The organism is Streptomyces sp. NBC_00057 (genome assembly GCF_045041165.1).
In the GTDB taxonomy this organism is placed as follows: domain Bacteria; phylum Actinomycetota; class Actinomycetes; order Streptomycetales; family Streptomycetaceae; genus Streptomyces.
Genome location: NZ_CP108256.1, coordinates 1262428 through 1287525, shown reverse-complemented (window position 1 = coordinate 1287525; position 25098 = coordinate 1262428). Strand labels below are relative to the sequence as shown.

Here is a 25098-nt window from a genome sequence, read left to right as displayed (position 1 = left end):
CACCTGGCCGGGGCAGTCGTCCCGGCCAGGTGTTTTTGCATGTTCAGGGGATTTCGAGCCGCCGGGCGTCTGCATGATTCGACATTCGTCGGGCTGGCGCTGGGATCATCCCGACTTTCGACCGATGACGGAGCTGTGCCGTCGGCCATAAAGTCCGCGCAAACCTGTCATCCGGCAGAAGGGACGGACAAAGTGCACCGTTTCCTGTCGAACCCCTGGTGTCCCCGAGCGCCACCTCGGGGCTGGAAAGTGCCGACCTCGTCCGGTTGATCCAGCTTCCGGAAGCACGGTAATGAACATATTCTCGCGTTTCGTTATCGCATGAGGAGTGGCGAGGGTCACGATTCGTGAGCACGTGCTGGAACCTGCCGTGGACTATGGCGGCGACGGAGAGACCGAAATGATCGCGGCCGAAAACATCCGGCCGAAAAGCTCCCCGTGATCACGGACCCCATTCCGTACTAAAGCACGCTGGGCCGCGGAAACGAGTCGCAGCTGAAGAAGTACGGCTGAGCCGAGATCTGCCTGATGAGGAATTCACGATTCGGGTTTGCATGCACCCAGTAGGAGAGGTGTACATGTCTCATCCCCATGTCGCGAGACCATCCCGCCGCAGGTCGCGTCAGGTCGCGTTAAACACGACCGTCGGACGCGTCTGCGCGCTGATCGTGGCGCTCGCCGTCACCGCACTCACGGTGATCGCTGTGCCGACCGCGGCCTCCGCCTCCACCACCACCGCCTCCGCTACCTCCGCCAATAATCCTGTCCCGACCACGAAGGCCGCCGCCTCGCCTGGCCGGCATCCCACCAATCAGGTGTGCGCCAAGCCGTCAAAAGCCGGTGAGATGTCGTGCTTCGCCATGGTCCGCACCGATGTCGTCGCGGCGAAGGGTCTCCAGGCTGATGTCGCTCCGGCCGGTTTCGGTCCGGCCGACCTGCAGAGCGCGTACAACCTGCCCTCTGCCGGATCCACTGAGACGGTCGCCATCGTGGCTGCGTACGACAGCCCGAACGCAGAGGCGGACCTGGCCGTCTACCGTCAGCAGTACGGGCTGCCGCCGTGCACCACGGCCAACGGTTGCTTCAAGAAGATCGACCAGCGCGGCGCCACCAGCTATCCGCCGGCGAACTCCGGGTGGGCCGCGGAGATCGCGCTGGACCTCGACATGGTCAGCGCGACCTGCCCGACCTGCAAGATCCTGCTGGTCGAGGCCGACAACAACAGCCTGGACAACCTCGGCCCGGCCGTGAACCAGGCGGTCGCCCAGGGCGCCAAGTACGTCTCCAACAGCTGGGGCGGTTGGGAACTTTCCAGGAACCAGAGCGACGACGAAGCCTTCTTCAACCACCCCGGTGTCGCGATCACCTCTGCCAGCGGTGACAGCGGTTACCGCGTCGCATACCCGGCCTCGTCGCAGTACGTGACGGCGGTCGGTGGCACCTCGCTGGTCAAGGACACCTCCACCACCCGCGGCTGGACCGAGAGCGCATGGAGTGGTTCGGGCAGCGGCTGCTCGAAGTACCAGCCCAAGCCGTCGTTCCAGCAGGACACCGAGTGCGCGCGCCGTACGATCGTGGATGTGTCCGGGGTCGCCGACCCGAGCACCGGTGTGGCGGTCTACAACGGTGGATGGCAGGTCTTCGGCGGCACCAGCGCGGCCGCCCCGATCATCGCGTCGGTCTACGCGATGGCGGGGACGCCGGCGGCGGGTTCGGCGCCCAACTCCTACCCGTATGCCCAGCCCTCCGCGCTGAATGATGTGACGTCCGGAAGCAACGGAAGTTGCACGGCTGCGTACCTCTGCAACGCAGGGCCGGGATATGACGGGCCGACCGGGCTCGGCACCCCGAACGGGCTCGCGGCGTTCCGCCCCGTGCCCTCCGGGCCGCGCGGCACTGTCGCGGGTACGGTGACCGACGGCAGCGCTCCGCTGGCGGCGGCCAAGATCACCGTGGGTGACGTCACGGCGACGACGGACAAGCAGGGGCGCTACACCTTGACCGCGCCACCGGGAACGTATGACGTCAGCGCGAGCAAGTTCGGGTACGCCGGCAAGACCGTTTCGGGTGTCGCGATCGCCGACGGGCAGAAGGTGACCGAGGACTTCGCGCTGACCGCGAAGCCGAGCGTCAACGTCACCGGTACGGTCCATGACGGTTCCGGTCACGGCTGGCCGCTGTATGCGACAGTGCGGGTCAAGGGCGAGCCGACGGCGGTTGCCTACACCGACCCCAAGACGGGCAAGTACACGCTGAGTGTGCCCGTCTCCGACACCTACACCCTGCAGGTCGACCCGGTGTATCCGGGATACAAGCGGGATTCTCGGGATGTGCAGGTGGGTTCGGCGGATGTGACGCATGACGTCAACGCGCCGGTCGACCAGATGACCTGCACTGCCGCCGGGTACGGCTTCCACTACAACGTCACCACCGAGTCGTTCGACGGCACCACCGCGCCGGCGGGATGGACGGTCGACGACAAGGTCGGAAACGGCCAGACCTGGGTGTTCAAGGACCCCCGCAATCGCCCCAACAGGACCGGCGGGTCCGGCGGCTTCGCCATCATCGACAGCGATTACTACGGTCGCGACAGTTCACAGGACAGCTCGCTGATCAGTCCGGTCATGGACTTCAGCCAGCGAGCCCAACCGGTCCTGACCTTCCGCACCGACTACAACGGCATAGGTAACCAGACCGGGGACGTCGATCTCAGCGTCGACGGCGGCCAGACGTGGAAAACCGTCTGGCACCACGCCAACGACAGAGCCTGGGGGCCGCGGACCGAGCTCGTGGACCTGTCCCGGGCCGGCGGCAAGGCCGGCGTCCAGGTGAGGTTCCACTTCACCGCCGATTGGGGCCTGTGGTGGCAGGTCGACGACGTCTCCCTCGGCGACCGCACGTGCGATCCGGTACCGGGCGGCCTGGTCGTCGGCCGGGTGACGGACAAGAACACCGGGGCCGGGATCAACGGTGCCACGGTGACCTCGGCCGACAAGCCCGCGGAGAAGACGACCTCGGTGGCGACGCTGAACGACCCGAACCTGGGCGACGGCCTCTACTGGATGTTCTCCTCGCTCACCGGGGAGCACAACTTCTCCGCCACGGCGGCGAACTCCTACAGCGCACAGGACATCACCGTCAACGTGGCCCCGGACCAGGCATCTGACGGTACGTTCGCCCTGCCCGCACCCCGGATCGAGGTCCTGGCCCAGCTCAGCAAGACCGTCGACTGGCAGGGCCAGGGCAGCTCCACCATGACCTTGAAGAACACCGGAACCGCCCCGGTGACCGCCAAGATCAGTGAGTGGCCGGGCGGCAACCAGCCCGCCGCGGCGCAGAAGGGCGCTCCACTGCAGGAGGTGAAGGGAGACTACAGCCCCGTGCCGTTCCGGCCCGGCAAGACCGGACGGGCGGCGGCCGCCAAGCCGTCGGCGACGCCGTACGCGGCGCCGTGGACGACGGTGGCCGACTACCCCGTAACGGTCATGGACAACGCTGTGGCGACCATCAATGGCAAGGTCTACTCGGTCGGCGGATTCGACGGCACGAACTTCCTCGACAAGGCCTATGTCTACGACCCGGTGGCCCAGGCGTGGAGTGCTCTGCCGAACCTGAGCGTCGCCCGGGAGGCGCCGCAGGCCGCCGCCTACGGTGGCAAGCTCTACGTCTTCGGCGGCTGGGACACACACGGGCAGCCGCTGGCCAAGACCGAGATCTACGACCCGGCGACCGGCGCCTGGTCCACGGGCGCCGACATGCCGATACCGTACGCCGGCGGCGCCGTGACCGTACTCAACGGCAAGATCTACATCGTCGGCGGCTGCTCGGCCGGGTCCGAGTGTGGCAAGAAGGATGTGCAGGTCTACGATCCGGCGGCGAACTCCTGGAGTTCGGGCGCGGCGTATCCAGTGCCGACCTCCTGGCTCGGCTGCGGTGCCATCGCGGACAAGCTGTACTGCGCGGGCGGGTTCGGCGTCGGCAGCGAGCACGCCTACAGCTACGACCCGGCATCCGCCACATGGACTCGCGTCGCCGACCTGCCGATCGACCTGTGGGGGATGGGCTACTCGGTGTCGGCCGGCAAGCTCCTCGTGTCCGGCGGCGTGACCAACCGCTCCACCACGCTCACCAACCAGGGCTTCGCCTACGACCCGGGTTCCGATACCTGGGCCGCGCTGCCCAACTCCAACAACGCTGTCTTCCGCGGCGGCTCCGCCTGCGGCTTCTACAAGATCGGAGGCTCCACCGGACGCTTCTACGGTTCTGAGAAATCGGAGCTGTTGCCCGGCCATGACCTGTGCGCCAAGGCCGATGCCCCCTGGCTCTCAATGGACAAGACCGAGGTGACGATCCAGCCGGGCGAGAGCGTTGACGTCAATGCGAGTTTCAACGCGAACGTCGCCGAGATCACACAGCCCGGCACCTTCGCCGCGGAGCTCACGGTCAGCGCGAAGACCCCGTACGGGGCGATCCCCTCGGTGCCGGTGGCGCTCACGGTGAACCCGCCCAAGACCTGGGGAAAGATCACCGGAACGGTCACCGGAGTCGGCTGCACCGGCACGTCGGCGCCGCTGACCGGAGCGACCGTGCAGATCACCTCGAAGACGGCGAGCTACACACTGAAGACCGACCGGAACGGTCAGTACGTGCTCTGGCTCGACGTCAGCAACAACCCGCTCACGGTGATCGCGGCCAAGGACGGCTGGGTGACGCAGACCCGATCGGTCGAGATCAAGGCGGGGAAGGCGACCACGGCCGACTTCCCCCTCAATCAAACCTGCAGCTGATCTGACGCTTCGTGCGGGCCGGGCCCGGCCCCGGCCCGCACGGACAGGCCGCGGTCCCCGCCACCGATCCGATGGCGGGGCCGCGACCCTTCTCGGCCGTCCCCGGTCTGCAGCAGGCGGGAATGAGCACGGCAGCCGGTACCTTTTCGCCGCCCGGCCGGACGTCGACCAGGCGTACGGCCACGTGGTAGGCGCCATGCCGAGCTGGCCGGGGCCATAGGTCGCTGGGAACACCTGGCCGGGGCAGTCGTCCCGGCCAGGTGTTTTTGCATGTTCAGGGGATGTCGGGCCGCCGGCGTCTGCATGATTCGACATTCGTCGGGCCGGCGCTGGGATCGTCCCGACTTTCGACCGATGACGGAGCTGTGCCGCCGGCCATAAAGTCCGCGCCAACCTGTCATCCGGCAGAAGGGACGAACAAAGTCTCGTGCACCGTGTCCTGTCGAACCCCTCGTGGTCATGGACGCCAGTCCGTACTACGGCACGCTGCGCCGCGGAACGAGTCGCAGCTGAAGAAGTGAGCCGAGATCTGCCTGATTTAGGAATTCACGATTCGGGTTTGCATCCCTGTAGGAGAGGTGTACATGTCTTATCCCCCCTCCGTGCGGCCATCCCTCTATAGGTCGCGTCCGCTCACGTTGATCACGACGGTCGGCCGCGTCTGCGTGCTGAACGTGGTGCTTGCCGTCGCCGCAGAGGAGCTTTGATGCGAGTGATTGCATGTACCCGGCGCACCCTCAGGTGCGCGGCCGCGGTCACCGTCGCGGCCCTGGCGCTTGGCGTCGGTCCGGCGCTGCCCGCGACGGCGGCGAGCCAGGCCGAAGGCACGATCGAGAACGCTGGTGCGCCCGGTGCCATCAAGGATCGGTACATCGTGATCCTCGGCAAGGGAGCCGACGCCGACTCGCGCAAGGGCAAGGCGCTGGCCGCCAAGTACGGTGCCAAGGTCAAGAGGACCTACGACACGGCGCTCAACGGCTACGCCATCGAGCTGACGGAGAAGCAGGCCAAGCGGTTCGCCGCCGACCCGGCCGTGGAGTCCGTCGTGCAGGACGCGACCGTCAAGGCGACCGGCACCGGCCCGAGCGGCACTCAGCCCGATCCGCCCTCATGGGGGTTGGACCGGATCGACCAGCGAGCCCTGCCGCTCGACAGCAGCTACACCTACGCGGGTACGGCGGGCGACGGAGTCACGGCCTACATCATCGACACCGGTGTGCGCATCAGCCACCAGGACTTCGGCGGCCGCGCCAGCTACGGGTACGACTTCGTGGACGGCGACGACATCGCCGAGGACGGCCACGGCCACGGCACGCACGTCGCCGGTACGGTCGCGGGCTCGTCCTACGGTGTGGCCAAGGAGGCCGAGATCGTCGGGGTACGCGTGCTCGACGACAACGGCTCCGGCCCCATCTCCGGCGTCGTCGCGGGCGTGGACTGGGTGACCGCCAACGCCGTCAAGCCCGCGGTGGCCAACATGAGCCTCGGTGGCGATGCCAACACGGCGCTGGACACCGCTGTCCGCAACTCCATAGCCTCCGGGGTCACCTACGCCGTGGCAGCGGGCAACGAGAACACCGATGCCGCCACCAAGTCCCCGGCCCGCGTGACCGAGGCCCTCACCGTCGGCTCCACCACCGACGGCGACGCCCGCTCCGGCTTCTCCAACTTCGGCAGCACGGTGGATGTCTTCGCGCCCGGGTCATCCATCAAGTCGGCGTGGTACACCGGGGACACCGCCACCAACACCATCTCCGGCACGTCGATGGCGTCCCCGCACGTGGCCGGAGCAGCAGCGCTCTACCTGGCGGACAACCCCGCCGCCACCCCCTCGCAGGTCGCAGAAGCGGTGACCTCCTCAGCCACCACCGGAGTGGTGACCGCCCCGGGCACCGGTTCCCCCAACCTGCTGTTGAACGTCGAGGCGTTCCGTTCCGGGCCGCGCGGCATCGTCACGGGTGCCGTCACCGACGGCACCGCTCCGCTGGCAGCGGCCAAGGTCACCGTCGGCGACGTCACGGCGACGACGGACAAGCAGGGGCACTACACCCTGATCGCTCCACCGGGAACCTACGACATCAGCGCGAGCAAGTTCGGGTACGCCACCAAGACCGTTTCGGGTGTCGCGATCGCCGACGGCCAGACGGTGACCGAGAACTTCGCGCTGACCGCGAAGCCGAGCGTGAACGTCTCCGGTGTGGTCCGTGACGGTTCCGGTCACGGCTGGCCGCTGTATGCGGCCGTGCGGGTCAAGGATGAGCCGACGGCGGTCGCCTACACCGACCCCAGGACGGGCAAGTACACCCTGAGTGTGCCCGTCTCCGACACCTACACCCTGCAGGTCGACCCGTTGGATCCGGGCTACAAGCGGGACTCTCAGGATGTGCAGGTGGGTTCGGCGGATGTGACGCATGACGTCAACGCGCCGGTCGACCAGATGACCTGCACTGCCGCCGGGTACGGCCCCCACCACGACGGCACCACCGAGTCGTTCGACGGCACCACCGTGCCGGCGGGCTGGACCGTCGACGACAAGCTCGGCAACGGCCAGACCTGGGTGTTCAACGACCCCGGCCGGCGCGGCAACGAGACCGGCGGGTCCGGTGGCTTCGCCATCATCGACAGCCAGCGATACGGCCTCGACAAGTCGCAGGACAGCTCGCTGATCAGCCCGGTGATGGACTTCAGCCGGCGAACGCACCTGGCCCTGACGTTCCGCACCGACTACAACAGCGTCCCGGGCCAGACCGGGGACGTCGATCTCAGCGTCGACGGCGGTCAGACGTGGAACACCGTCTGGCACCACACCAACGACAGCGTCCGGGGGCCGCGGACCGAGGTCGTGGACCTGTCCCGGGCCGCCGGCAAGGCCAACGTCAAGGTGAGGTTCCACTTCATCGCCCGCAGCGGCATGTGGTGGCAGGTCGACGACGTCTTCCTCGGCGACCGCACGTGTGACCCGGTACCGGGCGGCCTGGTCGTCGGCCGGGTGACGGACAAGAACACCGGGTCCGGGATCAACGGCGCCTCGGTGACGTCGGCCGACAAGCCCGCGGAGAAGACGACCTCGGTGGCGACGCCGAACGACCCGAACCTGGGCAACGGCTTCTACTGGATGTTCTCCTCGCTCACCGGGGAGCACACGTTCAACGCCACAGCGGCGAACTCCTACAGCCCACAGGACATCACCGTCAACGTGGTCCCGGACCAGGCATCTGACGGTACGTTCGCCCTGCCCGCACCCCGGATCGCGGTCCCTGCCCAGGTCGGCCGGACCGTCGACTGGCAGGGCCAGGGCAGCTCCACCATGACCTTGAAGAACACCGGAACCGCCCCGGTGACCGCCCGGATCGGTAAGCAGCCGGGCGGCTACCAGCCCGCCGCGGCGCAGAAGGGTGCTCCGCTGCAGGAGGTGAAGGGACACTACAGCCCCCTGCGATTCCGGCCCGGCAAGACCGCGCAGACGGCAGCCGTCAAGCCCTCTGCGACGCCGTACGCGGCGCCGTGGACGACGGTGGCCGACTACCCCATGCCGATCATGGACAACGGCGTGGCCACCCTCGACGGCAAGGTCTACTCCGTCGGTGGATTCAACGGCACGATCGCCGTCAACAAGGCCTACGTCTACGACCCAGGTACCCAGGCGTGGAGTGCCCTGCCGAACCTGAGCATCGCCCGTTCGGCGCCGCAGGCGGCCGCCTACGGTGGCAAGCTCTACGTCTTCGGCGGCTGGGACACATCCGGGAGGCCGGTGGCCAAGACCGAGATCTACGACCCGGCGACCGGCGCCTGGTCCACCGGCGCCGACACCCCGAAACCGTACGCCGGCGGCGCCGTGACCGTGTTCAACGGCAAGATCTACATCGTCGGCGGCTGCACGGACGACGCCTGCGGCAAGACGGATGTGCAGGCGTACGATCCGGTGTCGGACTCCTGGAGTTCGGGCGCGGCGTATCCGGAGCCGGTCTCCTGGCTCGGCTGCAGTGCCATCGCGAACAAGCTCTACTGCGCGGGCGGGGCGACCCCGGTCAGCGCCACCAAGCACGCCTACAGCTACGATCCGTCGTCCCACAGCTGGACCGCCGTTGCCGACCTGCCGATCGACCTGTGGGGGATGGGCTACTCGGCGGCAGACGGCAAGCTCCTCGTGTCCGGCGGCGTGACCAACGGCTTCACCACGATCACCAACCAGGGCTTCGCCTACGACCCGGGTTCCAACGCCTGGACCGCGCTGCCCAACTCCAACAACGCCGTCTACCGCGGCGGCTCCGCCTGCGGCTTCTACAAGATCGGAGGTTCCCCCGCAGGGGGGGACGCGGCCAAGAATTCCGAGCTGCTGCCCGGCTATGGCCAGTGCGTCGCAGTCCCCTGGCTCTCGGTGGGCAAGACCGAGGTGACGATCCAGCCGGGCGAGAGCGTTGACGTCGATGTGAGTTTCAACGCGAACGTCGTCGAGATCACCCAGCCGGGCACGTTCACCGCGGAGCTCACGGTCAGCGCGAAGACCCCGTACGAGATCGCGTCGGTGCCGGTGGCGCTCACGGTGAACCCGCCCAAGACCTGGGGAAAGATCACCGGGACGGTCACCGGCGTCGGCTGTACCGGCACGTCGGCGCCGCTGACCGGAGCGACCGTGCAGATCACTTCGAAGACGGCGAGCTACACCCTGAGGACTGACCGGAACGGTCAGTACGTGTTCTGGCTCGACGTCAGCAACAACCCGCTCACGGTGACCGCGTCCAAGGACGGTTGGGAGCCGCAGACCCGATCGGTCAGGATTACGAAGGGCATGGCGACCATGGCCGACTTCTTTCTCAAACCCGACCGCACCTGCACCTGATGTGACGCTTCGTGCGGGGCCGGGCCCGGGCCCGCACGGACAGGTCGCGGCCCCGCCACCGATCCGATGGCGGGGCCGCGACCCTTCTCGGCCGCCCCGGTCCGCAGCGGGCGGGGGTGAGCACGGCAGCCGGTACCTTTTCGCCGCCCGGCCGGACGTCGACCAGGCGTACGGCCACGTGGTAGGCGCCATGCCGAGTTGGCCGGGGCCGTAGGTCGCTGGGAACACCTGGCCGGGGCAGTCGTCCCGGCCAGGTGTTTTTGCATGTTCAGGGGATGTCGGGCCGCCGGGCTTCTGCGTGATTCGACATTCGTCGGGCCGGCGGTGGGATCGTCCCGACTTTCGACCGATGACGGAGCTGTGCCGCCGGCCATAAAGTCCGCGCAAACCTGTCATCCGGCAGAAGGGACGAACAAAGTCTCGTGCACCGTGTCCTGTCGAACCCTCGTGTCCCCGAGCACCACCTCGGGGCTGGAAAGTGCCGACCCCGTCCGGTTGAACAGCTGAAGAAGTGAGCCGAGATCTGCCTGATTTAAGAATTCACGATGTGGTTTTGCATCCCTCTAGGAGAGAGCTGGACATGTCTTATCCCCCCTCCGTGCGACCATCCCTCTTTAGGCCGCCTCCGCTCGTGTTGATCACGACGGTCGGACGCCTCTGCGCGCTGAACGTGGCGCTCGCCATCGCCGCAGAGGAGCTTTGATGCGAGTGATTGCACGTACCCGGCGCACCCTCAGAGGCGTGGCCGCGGTCACTGTCGCGGCCCTGGCGCTCGGTGTCGGTCCGGCGCTGCCCGCGGCAGCGGCGAGTCAGCCCGAAGGCACGATCGAGAATGCGGGCGCGTCCGGTGCCATCAAGGATCGGTACATCGTGATCCTCGGCAAGGGTGCCGATGCCGATTCGAGCCAGGGCAAGGCGCTGGCCGCCAAGTACGGTGCCAAGGTCAAGAGGACCTACGGCACGGCGCTCAACGGCTATGCCATCGAGCTGACGGAGAAGCAGGCCAAGCGGTTCGCCGCCGATCCGGCCGTGAAGTCCGTCATTCAGGACGCGGCCGTCAAGGCGACCGACACCGATCCGACCGCCACTCAGCCCTCCCCGCCCTCGTGGGGGTTGGACCGGATCGACCAGCGAGCCCTGCCGCTCGACACCAGCTACACCTACGCGGGTACGGCGGGCGCCGGAGTCACGGCCTACATCATCGACACCGGTGTGCGCATCAGCCACCAGGACTTCGGCGGCCGTGCCAGCTACGGGTACGACGCCGTGGACGACGACAACACCGCCGGGGACGGTGCCGGCCATGGCACGCACGTCGCCGGCACGGTCGCGGGCTCGTCGTACGGTGTGGCCAAGGCGGCCAAGATCGTCGCGGTACGCGTGCTCGACAACAACGGCAACGGATCCATCTCCGGCGTCGTCGCGGGTGTGGACTGGGTGACCGCCAACGCCGTCAAGCCGGCGGTGGCCAACATGAGTCTCGGTGGTGCTGCCAACACGGCGCTGGACACCGCCGTCCGTAACTCCATAGCCTCCGGGGTCACCTACGCCGTGGCGGCGGGCAACGAGAACGTCAATGCCGACAGCAATTCCCCGGCGCGCGTGGCCGAGGCCCTTACTGCCGGCTCCACCACCAGCGGCGACGCGCGCTCCGGCTTCTCCAACTACGGCAGCAAGGTGGATGTCTTCGCGCCCGGGTCGGAAATCACGTCGGCGTGGTACACCGGGGACACGGACACCAACACCATCTCCGGCACCTCGATGGCATCCCCGCACGTGGCCGGAGCAGCGGCGCTCTACCTGGCGGACAACCCCTCCGCCACCCCCTCGCAGGTCGCGGAAGCGGTGACTGCTTCAGCCACCCCCGGAGTAGTGACCGGCCCCGGCACCGGTTCCCCCAACCTGCTGATGAACGTACAGGCGTTCCGTTCCGGGCCTCGCGGCATCGTCACGGGCACGATCACCGACGGCACCGCTCCGCTGGCAGCGGCCAGGGTCACCGTCGGTGACGTCTCGGCGACGACGGACAAGCAGGGGCGCTACAGCTTGACCGCGTCGGCGGGAACGCACGACGTCATTGCGAGCAGGTTCGGGTACGAGGCCAAGACCGTTTCGGGTGTCGTCATCGGCGACGGTCAGACGGTGACCGAGAACTTCGCGCTGACCGCGAAGCCGAGCGTGAACGTCTCCGGTGTGGTCCGTGACAATTCCGGTCAAGGCTGGCCGTTGTATGCGACGGTGCGGGTCAAGGGCGACCCGACGGCGGCGGTCGCCTATACCGACCCCAAGACGGGCAAGTACACGCTGAGCGTGCCCGTCTCCGGCACCTACACGTTGCAGGTCGACCCGGTGTATCCGGGTTACAAGCGGGATTCTCAGGACGTGCAGGTGGGTTCGGCGGATGTGACGCATGACGTCAACTCGCTGGTCGACGAGGCGATCTGCAACGTGGCGGGATACGGCCGCCACTACGACGGCGCCACGGAGTCGTTCGACGGCGCCACCGTGCCGTCGGGCTGGACCGTCGACGACAAGGTCGGCAACGGCCAGACCTGGGTGTTCAACGACCCCGGCCAGCGCGGCAACAACACCGGCGCGTCCGGCGGCTTCGCCACCATCGACAGCGCGAAATACGGTTTCGGAAACAGGCAGGACAGCTCGCTGATCAGCCCGGTCATGGACTTCAGCCGGCAAACCCACCCGATCGTGTCCTTCCGCACCGACTACCGCTTCTTCAACAACCAGACCGGGGACGTCGATCTCAGCGTCGACGGCGGTCAGACGTGGAACACCGTCTGGCACCACACCACCGACAACGCCCGGGGGCCGCGGACCGAGGTCGTGGAACTGCCCCAGGCCGCCGGCAAGGCCAATGTCCAGGTGAGGTTCCACTTCACCGCCAGCCTTGGGTGGTGGTGGCAGGTCGACGACGTCTTCCTCGGCGACCGCACGTGTGACCCGGCACCGGGCGGCCTGGTCGTCGGCCAGGTGACCGACAAGAACACCGGGGCCGGCATCAAGGGCGCCACGGTGACGTCGGCCGACAAGCCCGCGGAGAAGACGACCGCGGTGGCGACGCCGAACGACCCGAATCTGGGCGACGGCTTCTACTGGATGTTCTCCTCGCTCACCGGGGAGCACACGTTCACCGCCACGGGGAGGATCTACTACAGCGCCTACAGCGCACAGGACATCACCGTCAACGTGGCCCCGAACCAGGCAACGGACGGCACGTTCGCCCTGGCCGCGCCCCGGATCGAGGTCAGCTCGGCCCAGCTCAGCAAGACCGTCGACTGGCAGGGCCAGGCCAGCTCCACCATGACCTTGAAGAACACCGGAACCGCCCCGGTGACCGCCCAGATCGGTGAGTCGCCGGGGGGCTACCAGCCGGCCGCGGCGCAGAAGGGTGCTCCGCTGCACGAAGTGAAGGGAGACTACCGGCCCGTACCGTTCCGGCCCGGCAAGACCACGCAGACGGCGGGGGCCAAGTCGTCGGTGACGCCGTACGGGGAGTCGTGGACGACGGTGGCCGACTACCCCATGCCGGTCATGGACAACGCCGTGGTGACCCTCGACGGCAAGGTTTACTCGTTCGCCGGACACGATGGAACCACGCCGGGCTCGAACAAGGCGTATGTCTACGACCCAATCGCCCAGGCGTGGAGTGCCCTGCCGAACATGAAAGTCGCCCGTTTGAGGGCGCAGGCGGCCGCCTACGGTGGCAAGATCTACGTCTTCGGTGGCTACGATGCGTACAACACGGTGGCCAAGACCGAGATCTACGACCCGGTGAGCCGGACCTGGTCCACCGGCGCCGACATGCCGAAACCGTATGCCGCCGCTGCCGTGACCGTGCTGGGCGGCAAGATCTACAACATCGGCGGATGCAACCAGGGTGGCGGCTGCTACCACACGGATGTCCAGGTGTACGACCCGGCGTCGGGCTCCTGGAGTTCGGCCACGCCCTACCCTGAACCGATCGGCTATCTCGGCTGCGGCGCCATCGCGAACAAGCTGTACTGCGCGGGCGGGTCGACCCAGACCAGCGCCACCAAGCACGCCTACAGCTACGACCCGGCATCCGCCAAATGGACGCGTGTCGCTGACCTGCCGATCGACCTGTGGGGGATGGGCTACTCGGCGGCAGACGGCAAGTTCCTCGTGTCCGGCGGCGTGACCAACGGCTTCACCACGATCACCAACCGGGGCTTCGCCTACGACCCGGGTTCCGATACCTGGACCGGGCTGCCCAATTCCAACAACACCGTCTACCTCGGCGGCTCCGCCTGCGGCTTCTACAAGATCGGAGGTTCGGACGGTAGGACCGGACAGTGGTCCGCGACCAAGAACTCGGAGCTGCTGCCCGGCTATTGCGCGACCGATGTCCCCTGGCTCTCGGTGGACAAGACCGAGGTGACGATCCAGCCGGGCCAGAGCGTTGACGTCATCGTGAGCTTCAACGCGAACGAGATCACCCAGCCGGGCACGTTCGCCGCGCAGCTCACGGTCAAGGGGAAGACCCCGTACGAGAGCGTGCCGATGCCGGTGACGCTCACGGTAAACCCGCCGAAGACCTGGGGAAAGATCACCGGGACGGTCACCGGGGTCGGCTGCGACGGCAGGTCGGCGCCGCTGACCGGAGCGACCGTGCAGATCACTTCGAAGACGGCGAGCTACACCCTGAGGACCGACCGGAACGGCAAGTACGTGTTCTGGCTCGACGACAGGAACAACCCGTTCACGGTGACCGCGTCCAAGGACGGTTGGGAGCCGCAGACCCGATCGGTCAAGATCAAGGCGGGTCAGGCGACCACGGCCGACTTCTCTCTCAAACAAACCTGCACCTGATCTGACGCTTCGTGCGGGGCCGGGCCCGGGCCCGCACGGACAGGTCGCGGCCCCGCCACCGATCCGATGGCGGGGCCGCGACCCTTCTCGGCCGCCCCGGTCCGCAGCGGGCGGGGATGAGCACGGCAGCCGGTCCCTTTTCGCCGCCCAGCCGGACGTCGACCAGGCGTACGGCCACGTGGTAGGCGCCATGCCGAGTTGGCCGGGGCCATAGGTCGCTGGGCACACCTGGCCGGGGCAGTCGTCCCGGCCAGGTGTTTTTGCATGTTCAGGGGGATGTCGAGCCGCCGGCGTCTGCATGATTCGACATTCGTCGGGCCGGCGTTGGGATCGTCCCGACTTTCGACCGATGACGGAGCTGTGCCGCCGGCCATAAAGTCCGCGCAAACCTGTCATCCGGCAGAAGGAACGAACAAAGTCTCGTGCACCGTGTCCTGTCGAACCCCTCGTGTCCCCGAGCACCACCTCGGGGCTGGAAAGTGCCGACCCCGTCCGGTTGAACAGCTGAAGAAGTGAGCCGAGATCTGCCTGATTTAAGAATTCACGATGTGGTTTTGCATCCCTCTAGGAGAGAGCTGGACATGTCTTATCCCCCCTCCGTGCGACCATCCCTCTTTAGGCCGCCTCCGCTCGTGTTGATCACGACGGTCGGACGCCTCTGCGCGCTGAACGTGGCGCTCGCCATCGCCGCAGAGGAGCTTTGATGCGAGTGATTGCACGTACCCGGCGCACCCTCAGAGGCGTGGCCGCGGTCACTGTCGCGGCCCTGGCGCTCGGTGTCGGTCCCGCGTTGCCCGCGGCAGCGGCGAGTCAGCCCGAAGGCACGATCGAGAATGCGGGCGCGTCCGGTGCCATCAAGGATCGGTACATCGTGATCCTCGGCAAGGGTGCCGATGCCGATTCGAGCCAGGGCAAGGCGCTGGCCGCCAAGTACGGTGCCAAGGTCAAGAGGACCTACGGCACGGCGCTCAACGGCTACGCCATCGAGCTGACGGAGAAGCAGGCCAAGCGGTTCGCCGCCGATCCGGCCGTGAAGTCCGTCGTGCAGGACGCGACCGTCAAGGCGACCGACACCGGCCCGACCGCCACTCAGCCCTCCCCGCCCTCGTGGGGGTTGGACCGGATCGACCAGCGAGCCCTGCCGCTCGACACCAGCTACACCTACGCGGGTACGGCGGGCGCCGGAGTCACGGCCTACATCATCGACACCGGTGTGCGCATCAGCCACCAGGACTTCGGCGGCCGCGCCAGCTACGGGTACGACGCGGTGGACGGTGACGACGTCGCCGCGGACGGTGCCGGCCACGGTACGCACGTCGCGGGCACGGTCGCGGGCTCGTCGCACGGTGTGGCCAAGGCAGCCAAGATCGTCGCGGTACGCGTGCTCGACAACAACGGCGAAGGCACCCTCGCCGGCGTCATCGCGGGCGTGGACTGGGTGACCGCCAACGCCGTCAAGCCGGCGGTGGCCAACATGAGCCTCGGTGGCGAAGCCAACACGGCGCTGGACACCGCCGTCCGCAACTCCATAGCCTCCGGAGTCACTTACACAGTGTCGGCGGGCAACGCGAACATCGATGCCGGCACCGATTCCCCGGCGCGCGTGGCCGAGGCCCTCACCGTCGGCTCCACCACCAGCGGCGACGCCCGCTCCAGCTTCTCCAACTACGGCAGTACAGTGGATGTCTTCGCGCCCGGCTCATCCATCAAGTCGACGTGGTACACCAGCGACACCGCCACCAACACCCTCAACGGCACCTCGATGGCGTCCCCGCACGTGGCCGGAGCAGCAGCGCTCTACCTGGCGGACAACCCCTCCGCCACCCCCTCGCAGGTCGCGGAAGCGGTGACTGCTTCAGCCACCACCGGAGTGGTGACCAGCCCGGGCACCGGTTCCCCCAACCTGCTGATGAACGTCGAGGCGTTCCGCTCCGGGCCGCACGGCACCGTCACGGGCACGGTCACCGACGGCACCGCTCCGCTGGCCGGGGCCAAGGTCACCGTCGGTGACGTCTCGGTGATGACGGACAAGCAGGGGCGCTACAGCTTGATCGCGTCGGCGGGAACGTATGACGTCAGCGCGAGCAGGTTCGGATACGCGACCAAGACCGTGACGGGTGTCGTCATCGGCGACCGGCAGACGGTGACCGAGAACTTCGCGCTCACCGCGAAGCCGAGCGTCGACATCTCCGGTGTGGTCCGTGACGGTTCCGGTCACGGCTGGCCGCTGTATGCGACGGTGCGGGTCAAGGACGACCCGACGACGGCGGTCGCCTACACCGACCCCAAGACGGGCAGGTACACCCTGAGCGTGCCCGCGTCCGACACCTACACGTTGCAGGTCGACCCGGTGTATCCGGGCTACAAGCGGGATTCTCAGGACGTTCAGGTGGGCTCGGCGGATGTGACGCATGACGTCAACGCGCCGGTCGACCAGGCGATCTGCAACGTGGCCGGGTACGGCCGCCACTACGACGGCATCACCGAGTCGTTCGACGGCACCACCGTGCCGTCGGGCTGGACCGTCGACGACAAGGTCGGCAATGGTCAGACCTGGGTGTTCAACGACCCCGGCCAGCGCGGCAACAAGACCGGCGCGTCCGGCGGCTTCGCCACCCTCGACAGCCAGCGATACGGTTTCGGAAACAGCCAGGACAGCTCGCTGATCAGCCCGGTCATGGACTTCAGCCGGCAAACCCACCCGATCGTGTCCTTCCGCACCGACTACAACCACACCTTGAGCCAGACCGGGGACGTCGATCTCAGCGTCGACGGCGGTCAGACCTGGAACACCGTCTGGCACCGCGCCACCGACGCGCGGGGGCCGCGGACCGAGGTCGTGGAAATGCCCCAGGCCGCCGGCAAGGCCAATGTCCAGGTGAGGTTCCACTTCACCGCCCGCAGTGGCATGTGGTGGCAGGTCGACGACGTCTTCCTCGGCGACCGCACGTGCGACCCGGTACCGGGCGGCCTGGTCGTCGGCCGGGTGACGGACAAGAACACAGGGTCCGGGATCAACGGTGCCTCGGTGACGTCGGCCGACAAGCCCGCGGAGAAGACGACCTCGGTGGCGACGCCGAACGACCCGGACCTGGGCGACGGCTTCTACTGGATGTTCTCCTCGCTCACCGGGGAGCACACGTTCAACGCCACGGCGGCGAACTCCTACAGCCCACAGGACATCACCGTCGACGTGGCCCCGGACCAGGCATCCGACGGTGCGGTCGCTCTGCCCGCACCCCGGATCGCGGTCCCTGCCCAGGTCAGCCGGACCGTCGACTGGCAGGGCCAGGGCAGCTCCACCATGACCTTGAAGAACACCGGAACCGCCCCGGTGACCGCCCGGATCGGTAAGCAGCCGGGCGGCTACCAGCCCGCCGCGGCGCAGAAGGGTGCTCCGCTGCAGGAGATGAAGGGACAGTACAGCCCCCTGAGATTGCGGCCCGGCAAGACCACGCGGACGGCAGCCGCCGAGCCCTCGGTGACGCCGTACGCGGAGCCGTGGACGACAGTGGCCGACTACCCCGTACCGGTCATGGACAACGCCGTGGCCACCCTCGACGGCAAGGTCTACTCGGTCGGCGGAACCGGCGGCGGCGTTGACGGCGAAACGTACAACAAGGCCTACGTCTACGACCCATGGGCCCAGGAGTGGACTGCCCTGCCGAACCTGAGCATCCGCCGTTCGGCGCCGCAGGCAGCCGCCTACGGTGGCAAGCTCTACGTCTTCGGCGGCTGGGACATATGGGGGTGGCCGGTGTCCAAGACCGAGATCTACGACCCGGCGACCGGCGCCTGGTCCACCGGCGCCGACATTCCGAAACCGTACGCCGGCGCCGGCGTGGCCGTGCTGGGCGGCAAGATCTACAACATCGGCGGCTGCACGTACGACGACTGCAGCGGGAAGGACGTGCAGGCGTACGATCCGGTGTCGGACTCCTGGAGTTCGGGCGCGGCGTATCCGGAGCCGGTCTCCTGGCTCGGCTGCGGTGCCATCGCGAACAAGCTGTACTGCGCCGGCGGGGCGACCCTGGGCAGCGCCAGCAAGCACGCCTACAGCTACGATCCGTCGTCCCGCAACTGGACCGCCGTTGCCGACCTGCCGGCCGACCTGTGGGGGATGGGCTACTCGGCGGCAGACGGCAAGTTCCTCGTGTCCGGCGGCGTGACCGACGGCTTCACCACGATCACCAACCGGGGCTTCGCCTACGACCCGGGTTCCGATACCTGGACCGGGCTGCCCAACTCCAACAACACCGTCTACCGCGGCGGATCCGCCTGCGGCCTCTACAAGATCGGAGGTTCCCCCGCAGGGTGGGACCCGGTCAGGAGTTCCGAGCTGCTGCCCGGCCATGGCCAGTGCGTCGCAGTCCCCTGGCTCTCGGTGGACAAGACCGAGGTGACGATCCAGCCGGGCGAGAGCGCTGACGTCAACGTGAGTTTCAACGCGAACGTCGCCGAGATCACCCAGCCGGGCACGTTCACCGCGGAGCTCACGGTCAGCGCGAAGACCCCGTACGAGACTGTGCCGGCGCCGGTGGCGCTCACGGTGAACCCGCCCAAGAGCTGGGGAAAGATCACCGGGACGGTCACCGGAGTCGGCTGCGACAGCACGCCCGCGCCACTGAGGGGAGCGACCGTGCAGATCGCCTCGAAGACGGCGAGCTACACGCTGAGGACCGACCGGAACGGCAAGTACGTGCTCTGGCTCGACGTCAGCAACAACCCGCTCACGGTGATCGCGGCCAAGGACGGCTGGGCGACGCAGACCCGATCGGTCAAGATTACGAAGGGCATGGCGACCACGGCCGACTTCTCTCTCAAACCCGACCGCACCTGCACCTGATGTGACGCTTCGTGCGGGCCGAGCCCGGCTCCGGCCCGCACGGACAGGCCGCGGCCCCGCCATCGATCCGATGGCGGGGCCGTTGCCCTTCTCCGCCGCCCGTCTGCAGCGCGGGGCGTCGCCGGACTGCGGGTTCAGCAGGCAGGCCGGTAGCGGCCGGTGAATCGCGCGAGTTTCAGTCCGAGGTGCAGGCAGAGACGTTCGTTGCCGTCTTTGAGGTCGGCGCCTGCCAAGTGCTCAAAACGCTGAATCCGGTAGTACAGCGACGTACGATGCAGCTTCAGGCGTTTGGAGGCCGCGAGTGCGTTCCCGGAGAGATCAAGATAGGTCTCCAGCGTCTGAAGCAGAGGCAGCGCCTCCGGATCGGTGAAGAGCCGCTCGAGCCCGGGATGAAGCACAAGCTTGCCGAGGTCTTGACTGAACAGCTGCGCGAGTACCCGGTAGATGCCGAGCTGGGACCATCGGGCAATCCGGCTGACGTCGGGCATGGAAGCAGCGATACGAGCAGCTTGGTCGGCCTCGAGATAGGAGCCCCGCGCCTGCGCCAACTCCGACCGTGGCTGTCCGACGCCGATCACGGATGACGACACCTGCTCGAGTCCGGACATCGCGGTCTGCAAGGCGTGGTCGAGGTGGGACGCATAGCGGTCCACCGTCAGCTCGTCGACCTCCCCCTCCGTGCCGAAGAGAAGCAACCCGTCGCTGTGAGAGACAAGGTGGACGGCGTGTCTTGCGGGCAGCCGGTGGCGGGTATTGACGAGTGCATGTTCGAGAGCGAGCCGCACTTGGGCATCCGGCTCGGCATCGGGGGCGAGCACCGGCCGGGCCACCAGCACGACGACACCGAGGGAGGGGTCGAAGTGCCTGCCGTCGATGAGGGTGCGAGCCGCATAGGACTGGACATCGCTGCCGCAAAGCAGCAGGTTCCTGATCGCCTCTGTCTCCCGGTTTTGCGCGAGCTCGCCAGCCAGCACCTCACGATACAGCGCAAGAGCGAAGTCTTGGGCGGCGGTTTCGGCCAGCGCGATCTGCTCCGAGCTCATCGACTCGTCGGCATCGATGAGCCATAGATACCCCAGGAGAAGGTCGTGGTGCCGGATCGGTATGCATATCCGCGGCAGCATGCCGAGCGAGACGTTGCGGGGAATGCAGACCGGGTGTCGCGCCTTGGCCAGCTCGAACTGTCGCAGCCATGCCAGCACCTCGCCAGATACGCAGCGCTGCAGAATCGAAGCATGGCGAACCGCGTCGGGCAGATCGCTGTGCCGGCTGTAGACCACCAGCCGCTGGCTGCGGTCCTCGACGGTTGCGGGGCGTGACAGCTTGATCGCCATTGAGTCAACGAGGTACTGGAGCTCCGGGTACATTGAACACCTCCGGGCGGTACAGCCCGTGCTGGTCCGAGCGCGCTCGATGCCACGGGCGTGGCAACGCTTCCTACGCTTGTCAAAGCCTCCGGATCGGTTGTGATCCTCATCGCGTGCATGACAGATAATTGGCCTGGGGGCGAACCGGGGCAACTGATTGACAGTGGCGGATTTCTTCCATGACGCAAACCCGCCACAATAATCGACCAGAGGCCTGGACCCGCAGGAACTGGCGCCAGGTCGGCCCCGCACCGGGGCTGCGCCGTGGTAGGGGGCCGAGGCCGGCGCTGCGCAGGATGCGGCGGATGGTCGAGGCGCCGACCCGGTGTCCGAGGCGCCGCAACTCGCCCTGGATGCGGGTGTAGCACCAGGTGGGGTTGTCGTGGGCCAGGTGCAGGATGAGGGCGGTGAGTTCCTCGGAGATGGGCGGGCGTCCCGTGCGCGTAGGCTTCCGCTTCCTGCGGAGCAGGCAGTGGTGCCAGGTCAGCAGGGTGCCGGGGGTGACCAGGCTGCGCCGGCAACTGACCCCGCGCCTTCGACGGCCCCGCCCGCGTACGGGCGAGGCCGTCGAAGGTTCTACCGGGGCGGCGTCCCGCGGGGCACCGCGCTCGGCGCCGGGGCGTGACCGGTGGCCCTGGTGGTGAACGTTCCCCGGCCCTGGGTCCGGCTGCGCAGCCGGGTCGCATAGCCGAACAACTCCGCCAGCGGCACGGTCGCGGTGATCACCGACGTGCCGACCCGCGCGGTCGAGCCCGAGACCCGGCCGCGCCGCGCCGCCAGGTCACCGAGCACCCCGCCCACGGCGTCGTCGGGCACGGTGACCGTGACCTCCACCACCGGTTCCAGCAGCACCATCACGCTGTTGCGCAGCGCCTCACGGAGCGCGAGCCGGCCGGCCGTCCGGAACGCCATCTCCGATGAGTCCTTGGAGTGGGTGGCCCCGTCGGCCAGCGTGACCCGCAGTCCGGTCACCGGGTGACCGCCGAGGGGGCCCTCGGCCAGAGCGTCCCGGCAACCGGCCTCCACCGCCCGGACGTACTCCTGCGGCACCCGGCCACCGACGACGGTCGACCGGAACACGAAGTCCACTGCACTGCCACTGCCGTTGTCACCAGCGGCTTCCAGCGGTTCCACATCGAGGACGACGTGAGCGAACTGGCCGGCACCTCCGTCCTGTTTGATGTGCCGGTACACCAGTCCGGATACGCCGCGGACGACCGTCTCCCGGTAGGCCACCTGCGGCCGGCCGACGCCGATCTCCAGCCCGTGAGCACGACGGATCTTCTCCACCGCGACCTCAAGATGCAGTTCCCCCATTCCGGACAGCACCGTCTGACCGGTCTCGGGGTCGGTCCGGACCGTCAGCGAAGGATCCTCCTCGACCAATCGCGCCAGCGCCGAAACCAAGCGTTCGGTGTCGATGCGTCTGCGGGCCTCGACCGCCACGGAGACGACCGGATCGGCAACGGAGGGCGGTTCGAGAACCAATGGCGCCGCGGGTGTGCACAGGGTCGCCCCGGCACGGGCGGCTTTCAGCCCGATCACCGCGACGATGTCCCCGGCCACCGCCTGGTCCACGTCCGAGTGCTGTCCGGCCTGTACCCGCAGGATCCGGCCGATTCGCTCATTGCGTCGCGCGCCCACGTCCAGCACCGCGTCCCCCTTCCGGATCGTTCCCGAATACACGCGCAGATAAGTCAGCCGCCCCGTGGCGGTCGAGTTCACCTTGAACACCAGCGCGGCGAACGGTGCCGCCGGGTCGGCGGACCGCTCCTGCACCGCGCCGTCCAGGGTGCCGCGTACCGCCGGCACATCCAGCGGCGAGGGCAGGTAGGCCACGACAGCCTCCAGCAGTGGCTCGATCCCTCGGTTGCGGTAGGCCGAACCGCACAACACCACGACGCCCTCACCGGTACGGGTCAGGTCGCGCAGCGCGGCGGACAGAGTCTGTGCGGAGACCGTCGACTCCGCACAGAACTCCTCCAACGCGACCGGATGGAGTTCCGCCACCGTCTCCTCGAGCAGCCGGCGGCGCCGATGTGCCTCTTCCCGCAGAGCATCCGGTACCTGGCCCTCCTCGAACGTGCCGCGGCCGTCGGCCCAGACCAGCGAACGCATACGCAGCAGATCCACCACTCCGGTGAACCCGTCCTCCTTCCCGATCGGCAGCTGCACCACCAGCGGTACCGTGTGCAGCCGCGCCCTCATCGACGCGACCGCCGCGTCGAGGTCGGCACCGGCACGGTCCAGCTTGTTGACGAAGGCGATTCGCGGCACCCCGTGCCGATCGGCCTGCCGCCACACCGACTCGCTCTGCGGTTCGACCCCGGCGACAGCATCGAACACCGCGACCGCGCCGTCGAGCACCCGCAGCGAGCGCTCCACCTCGTCGGAGAAGTCGACGTGGCCCGGGGTGTCGATCAGATTGATCCGATGGCCGTCCCAGACGCAACTCACCGCAGCGGCGAAGATGGTGATCCCACGGTCGCGTTCCTGGGAATCGAAGTCGGTGACTGTCGTCCCGTCATGGACCTCGCCCCGCTTGTGGGTGGTGCCGGTGAGGTAGAGGATCCGTTCGGTGACGGTGGTCTTGCCGGCATCGACGTGGGCGAGGATGCCCAGATTACGAACGCCGGTCAGTGGACTGGTGAGATGACGGTGCAGGTCGGTACGCACGGCCCATGGCCTTTCGGGGTGATCCGGATCGGGTCGGCGCAATTCCCGGACGAACCGGCCTGTGGTCAGGCCCCGCAGAAACCCCTGATGCGGCGCACCACATCGGTGCACAGCCGCCGGGGCGGCTCAACATCGTTAAGACAGGGGTCAGTTGTTCGTCGCGGACGTCCGGTGCCGGCCGCGCAGCAGGCACCGGGCACACGAGGACACCAGGATCACCTCGTACCGCGACTGGGGGACAACAACAGCGGTGCGGTAACGCACGGCCGGTCTCCCCTCACTCGTCACGGCGCGCGCTGCGATGTCGTTGCAGCGTGCGATCGGTGGCCAGTGTAGTGAACCCGGTGCCGGCGGTTCACCGGATTTTTCTGCCTGACGCCGTATCCACGCCCTCACCCGGCGCACCCGGCTGAGCGAGGTCCATGCGGCCTGTGTCACCGCCTTCGCCGGGGCCCGCGAGCGGGCCCCGGCGAAGATCGGGCAGGCCTGGCGGCGAGCGACGGACGACCCGTTCCCCTCGTTCGTCTATCGGGTGCCCTGCGCCCCCATGTGACGTGCCCCGATCGGGCGTTGAAGGCCACAGCGAATGATGAAACGATCCCGAGGAGCCGCCAGGGCAACGGAAGGACGCATATCGATGGACGAAGACCACGGCCTCCCGGCCGCGCAGGTATTCGATGCTCTGGGTGCCGAGTACGAGCGGGCGTTCGCCGACTCGGCCACCCACCACGCCTCGCTCAACCGGCTGTTGGAGCACATCGCACCGCACAGCCGGGTCCTGGACGTGGGCTGCGGAACAGGCCGGCCGACCGCGCAGACCCTGGTCGACGCCGGTCATGATGTGCTGGGTGTCGATGTCTCGCCCGTCATGGTGGACGTGGCGGCCCGGCAAGTGCCCGGTGCGTCGTTCGAATGTGCCGATATTCGTGAACTTCCCCTGGACGAGGGGAGTTTCGATGCGGTCTGCGTGTACTTCTCGTTGCTGCAGATGTCCCGCGACGAGCAGTCCCGACTCCTGGGGAAGCTGGGGCGACTGCTGGTCCCCGGAGGCCACCTGGTCGTCGCGACGGTGCCGCTGGACGTCGAGGACGTCAGCGTCGTCTTCATGGGACAGAAGGTGCAGGCGACCAGCTTCGGTGCCGATGAATTCACCGAGCTGGTCGCCGGGGCCGGATTCACGGTCCTGTGGGAGCACAGCAGCCTGTTCACCCCGTCCTACGAAGCAGCGGTGGCCGAGCCCCAGTTGTTCCTGCACTGCCGACGGGCCTGACATACCGCGGGCCCACCCGGAGGACAAGCCCGCGGTATGTCAGTGCTCGCGCAGAAGCAACCCGGGCCGTCGTGGGCGTACCCCGGGGCACCGCTGCACAAGAGCGCCCGGGCGCTTGCAGGCGTTCAGCGGACCCTTCCACCTGCGAAGCGCATGCCTGCCGCATCTGCGCCATTGTGCGGGCGAGATGGGTGCAGGCTGCCCACCCCTGGTGACCATCGCGTTGACCGGCGTCATCGGATCCGTCGCCATGGTCTTGGCCAGCAGCACGCCGATCACCAGCGGGGCCAAGGTCACGGCCAGGGCCGTACCGGCGGTGGCGACGTGCTGCATGCGGGGGCGGGGCGGTGCGTCGGGAGCCATGGGTGTCATTCGATCAGCGATGGCCCGGTGAGGAATCGGACGACATACTCAGTCCGGTTGTCCTTTCGTACTCACCGGTGTACGGCGCCCGCCCCGCCGGC

At 67.8% G+C, this 25098-nt stretch carries 9 protein-coding genes and 3 pseudogenes; 8 read left to right on the top strand and 4 right to left on the bottom strand.

Going from position 1 to position 25098, the window contains the following annotated elements:
* Window positions 1–578: 578 nt before the first annotated feature.
* From OG953_RS06205 to OG953_RS06175, 7 genes and pseudogenes are all read left to right on the top strand, one after another.
* Window positions 579–4787, top strand: coding sequence for a carboxypeptidase regulatory-like domain-containing protein (locus OG953_RS06205; RefSeq protein WP_405682941.1), 4209 nt, complete (start codon window positions 579–581; stop codon window positions 4785–4787).
* Window positions 4788–5493: 706 nt separating this feature from the next.
* Window positions 5494–7026 (top strand): annotated as a pseudogene (locus OG953_RS06200) (S8 family serine peptidase); the annotation flags it as partial.
* A gap of 198 nt (window positions 7027–7224) precedes the next feature.
* Window positions 7225–9627 (top strand): kelch repeat-containing protein, encoded by a 2403-nt coding sequence (locus tag OG953_RS06195; protein ID WP_405691675.1) that lies wholly within the window; start codon window positions 7225–7227, stop codon window positions 9625–9627.
* A gap of 702 nt (window positions 9628–10329) precedes the next feature.
* Window positions 10330–11982: pseudogene (locus OG953_RS06190) on the top strand (S8 family serine peptidase); the annotation flags it as partial.
* Complete coding sequence (locus OG953_RS06185) at window positions 11977–14475, top strand: kelch repeat-containing protein (protein ID WP_405691673.1); 2499 nt, start codon at window positions 11977–11979, stop codon at window positions 14473–14475. The pseudogene OG953_RS06190 and the gene OG953_RS06185, both read left to right, overlap by 6 nt.
* A 703-nt stretch (window positions 14476–15178) precedes the next feature.
* Window positions 15179–16630: pseudogene (locus OG953_RS06180) on the top strand (S8 family serine peptidase); the annotation flags it as partial.
* On the top strand, window positions 16619–19321 hold the full coding sequence (locus tag OG953_RS06175) for a carboxypeptidase regulatory-like domain-containing protein (RefSeq protein ID WP_405691671.1): 2703 nt from the start codon (window positions 16619–16621) through the stop codon (window positions 19319–19321). The pseudogene OG953_RS06180 and the gene OG953_RS06175, both read left to right, overlap by 12 nt.
* Before the next feature lie 134 nt (window positions 19322–19455).
* Here OG953_RS06175 and OG953_RS06170 read toward each other — a convergent pair whose 3' ends face one another.
* From OG953_RS06170 to fusA, 3 genes are all read right to left on the bottom strand, one after another.
* Window positions 19456–20655, bottom strand: coding sequence for a PucR family transcriptional regulator (locus tag OG953_RS06170; RefSeq protein WP_405682940.1), 1200 nt, complete (start codon window positions 20653–20655; stop codon window positions 19456–19458).
* A gap of 139 nt (window positions 20656–20794) precedes the next feature.
* Window positions 20795–21112 (bottom strand): IS3 family transposase, encoded by a 318-nt coding sequence (locus OG953_RS06165; RefSeq protein ID WP_405691669.1) that lies wholly within the window; start codon window positions 21110–21112, stop codon window positions 20795–20797.
* A gap of 152 nt (window positions 21113–21264) precedes the next feature.
* The gene (fusA, locus tag OG953_RS06160; protein ID WP_405682939.1) at window positions 21265–23364 is read right to left on the bottom strand and encodes an elongation factor G; all 2100 of its coding nucleotides are present in this window, start codon (window positions 23362–23364) and stop codon (window positions 21265–21267) included.
* 637 nt (window positions 23365–24001) lie between these two features.
* Here fusA and OG953_RS06155 point away from each other — a divergent pair.
* Complete coding sequence (locus tag OG953_RS06155; protein WP_405682938.1) at window positions 24002–24634, top strand: class I SAM-dependent methyltransferase; 633 nt, start codon at window positions 24002–24004, stop codon at window positions 24632–24634.
* Window positions 24635–24673: 39 nt separating this feature from the next.
* Here OG953_RS06155 and OG953_RS06150 read toward each other — a convergent pair whose 3' ends face one another.
* Complete coding sequence (locus OG953_RS06150) at window positions 24674–24997, bottom strand: hypothetical protein (protein WP_405682937.1); 324 nt, start codon at window positions 24995–24997, stop codon at window positions 24674–24676.
* Between the last annotated feature and the right edge of the window lie 101 nt (window positions 24998–25098).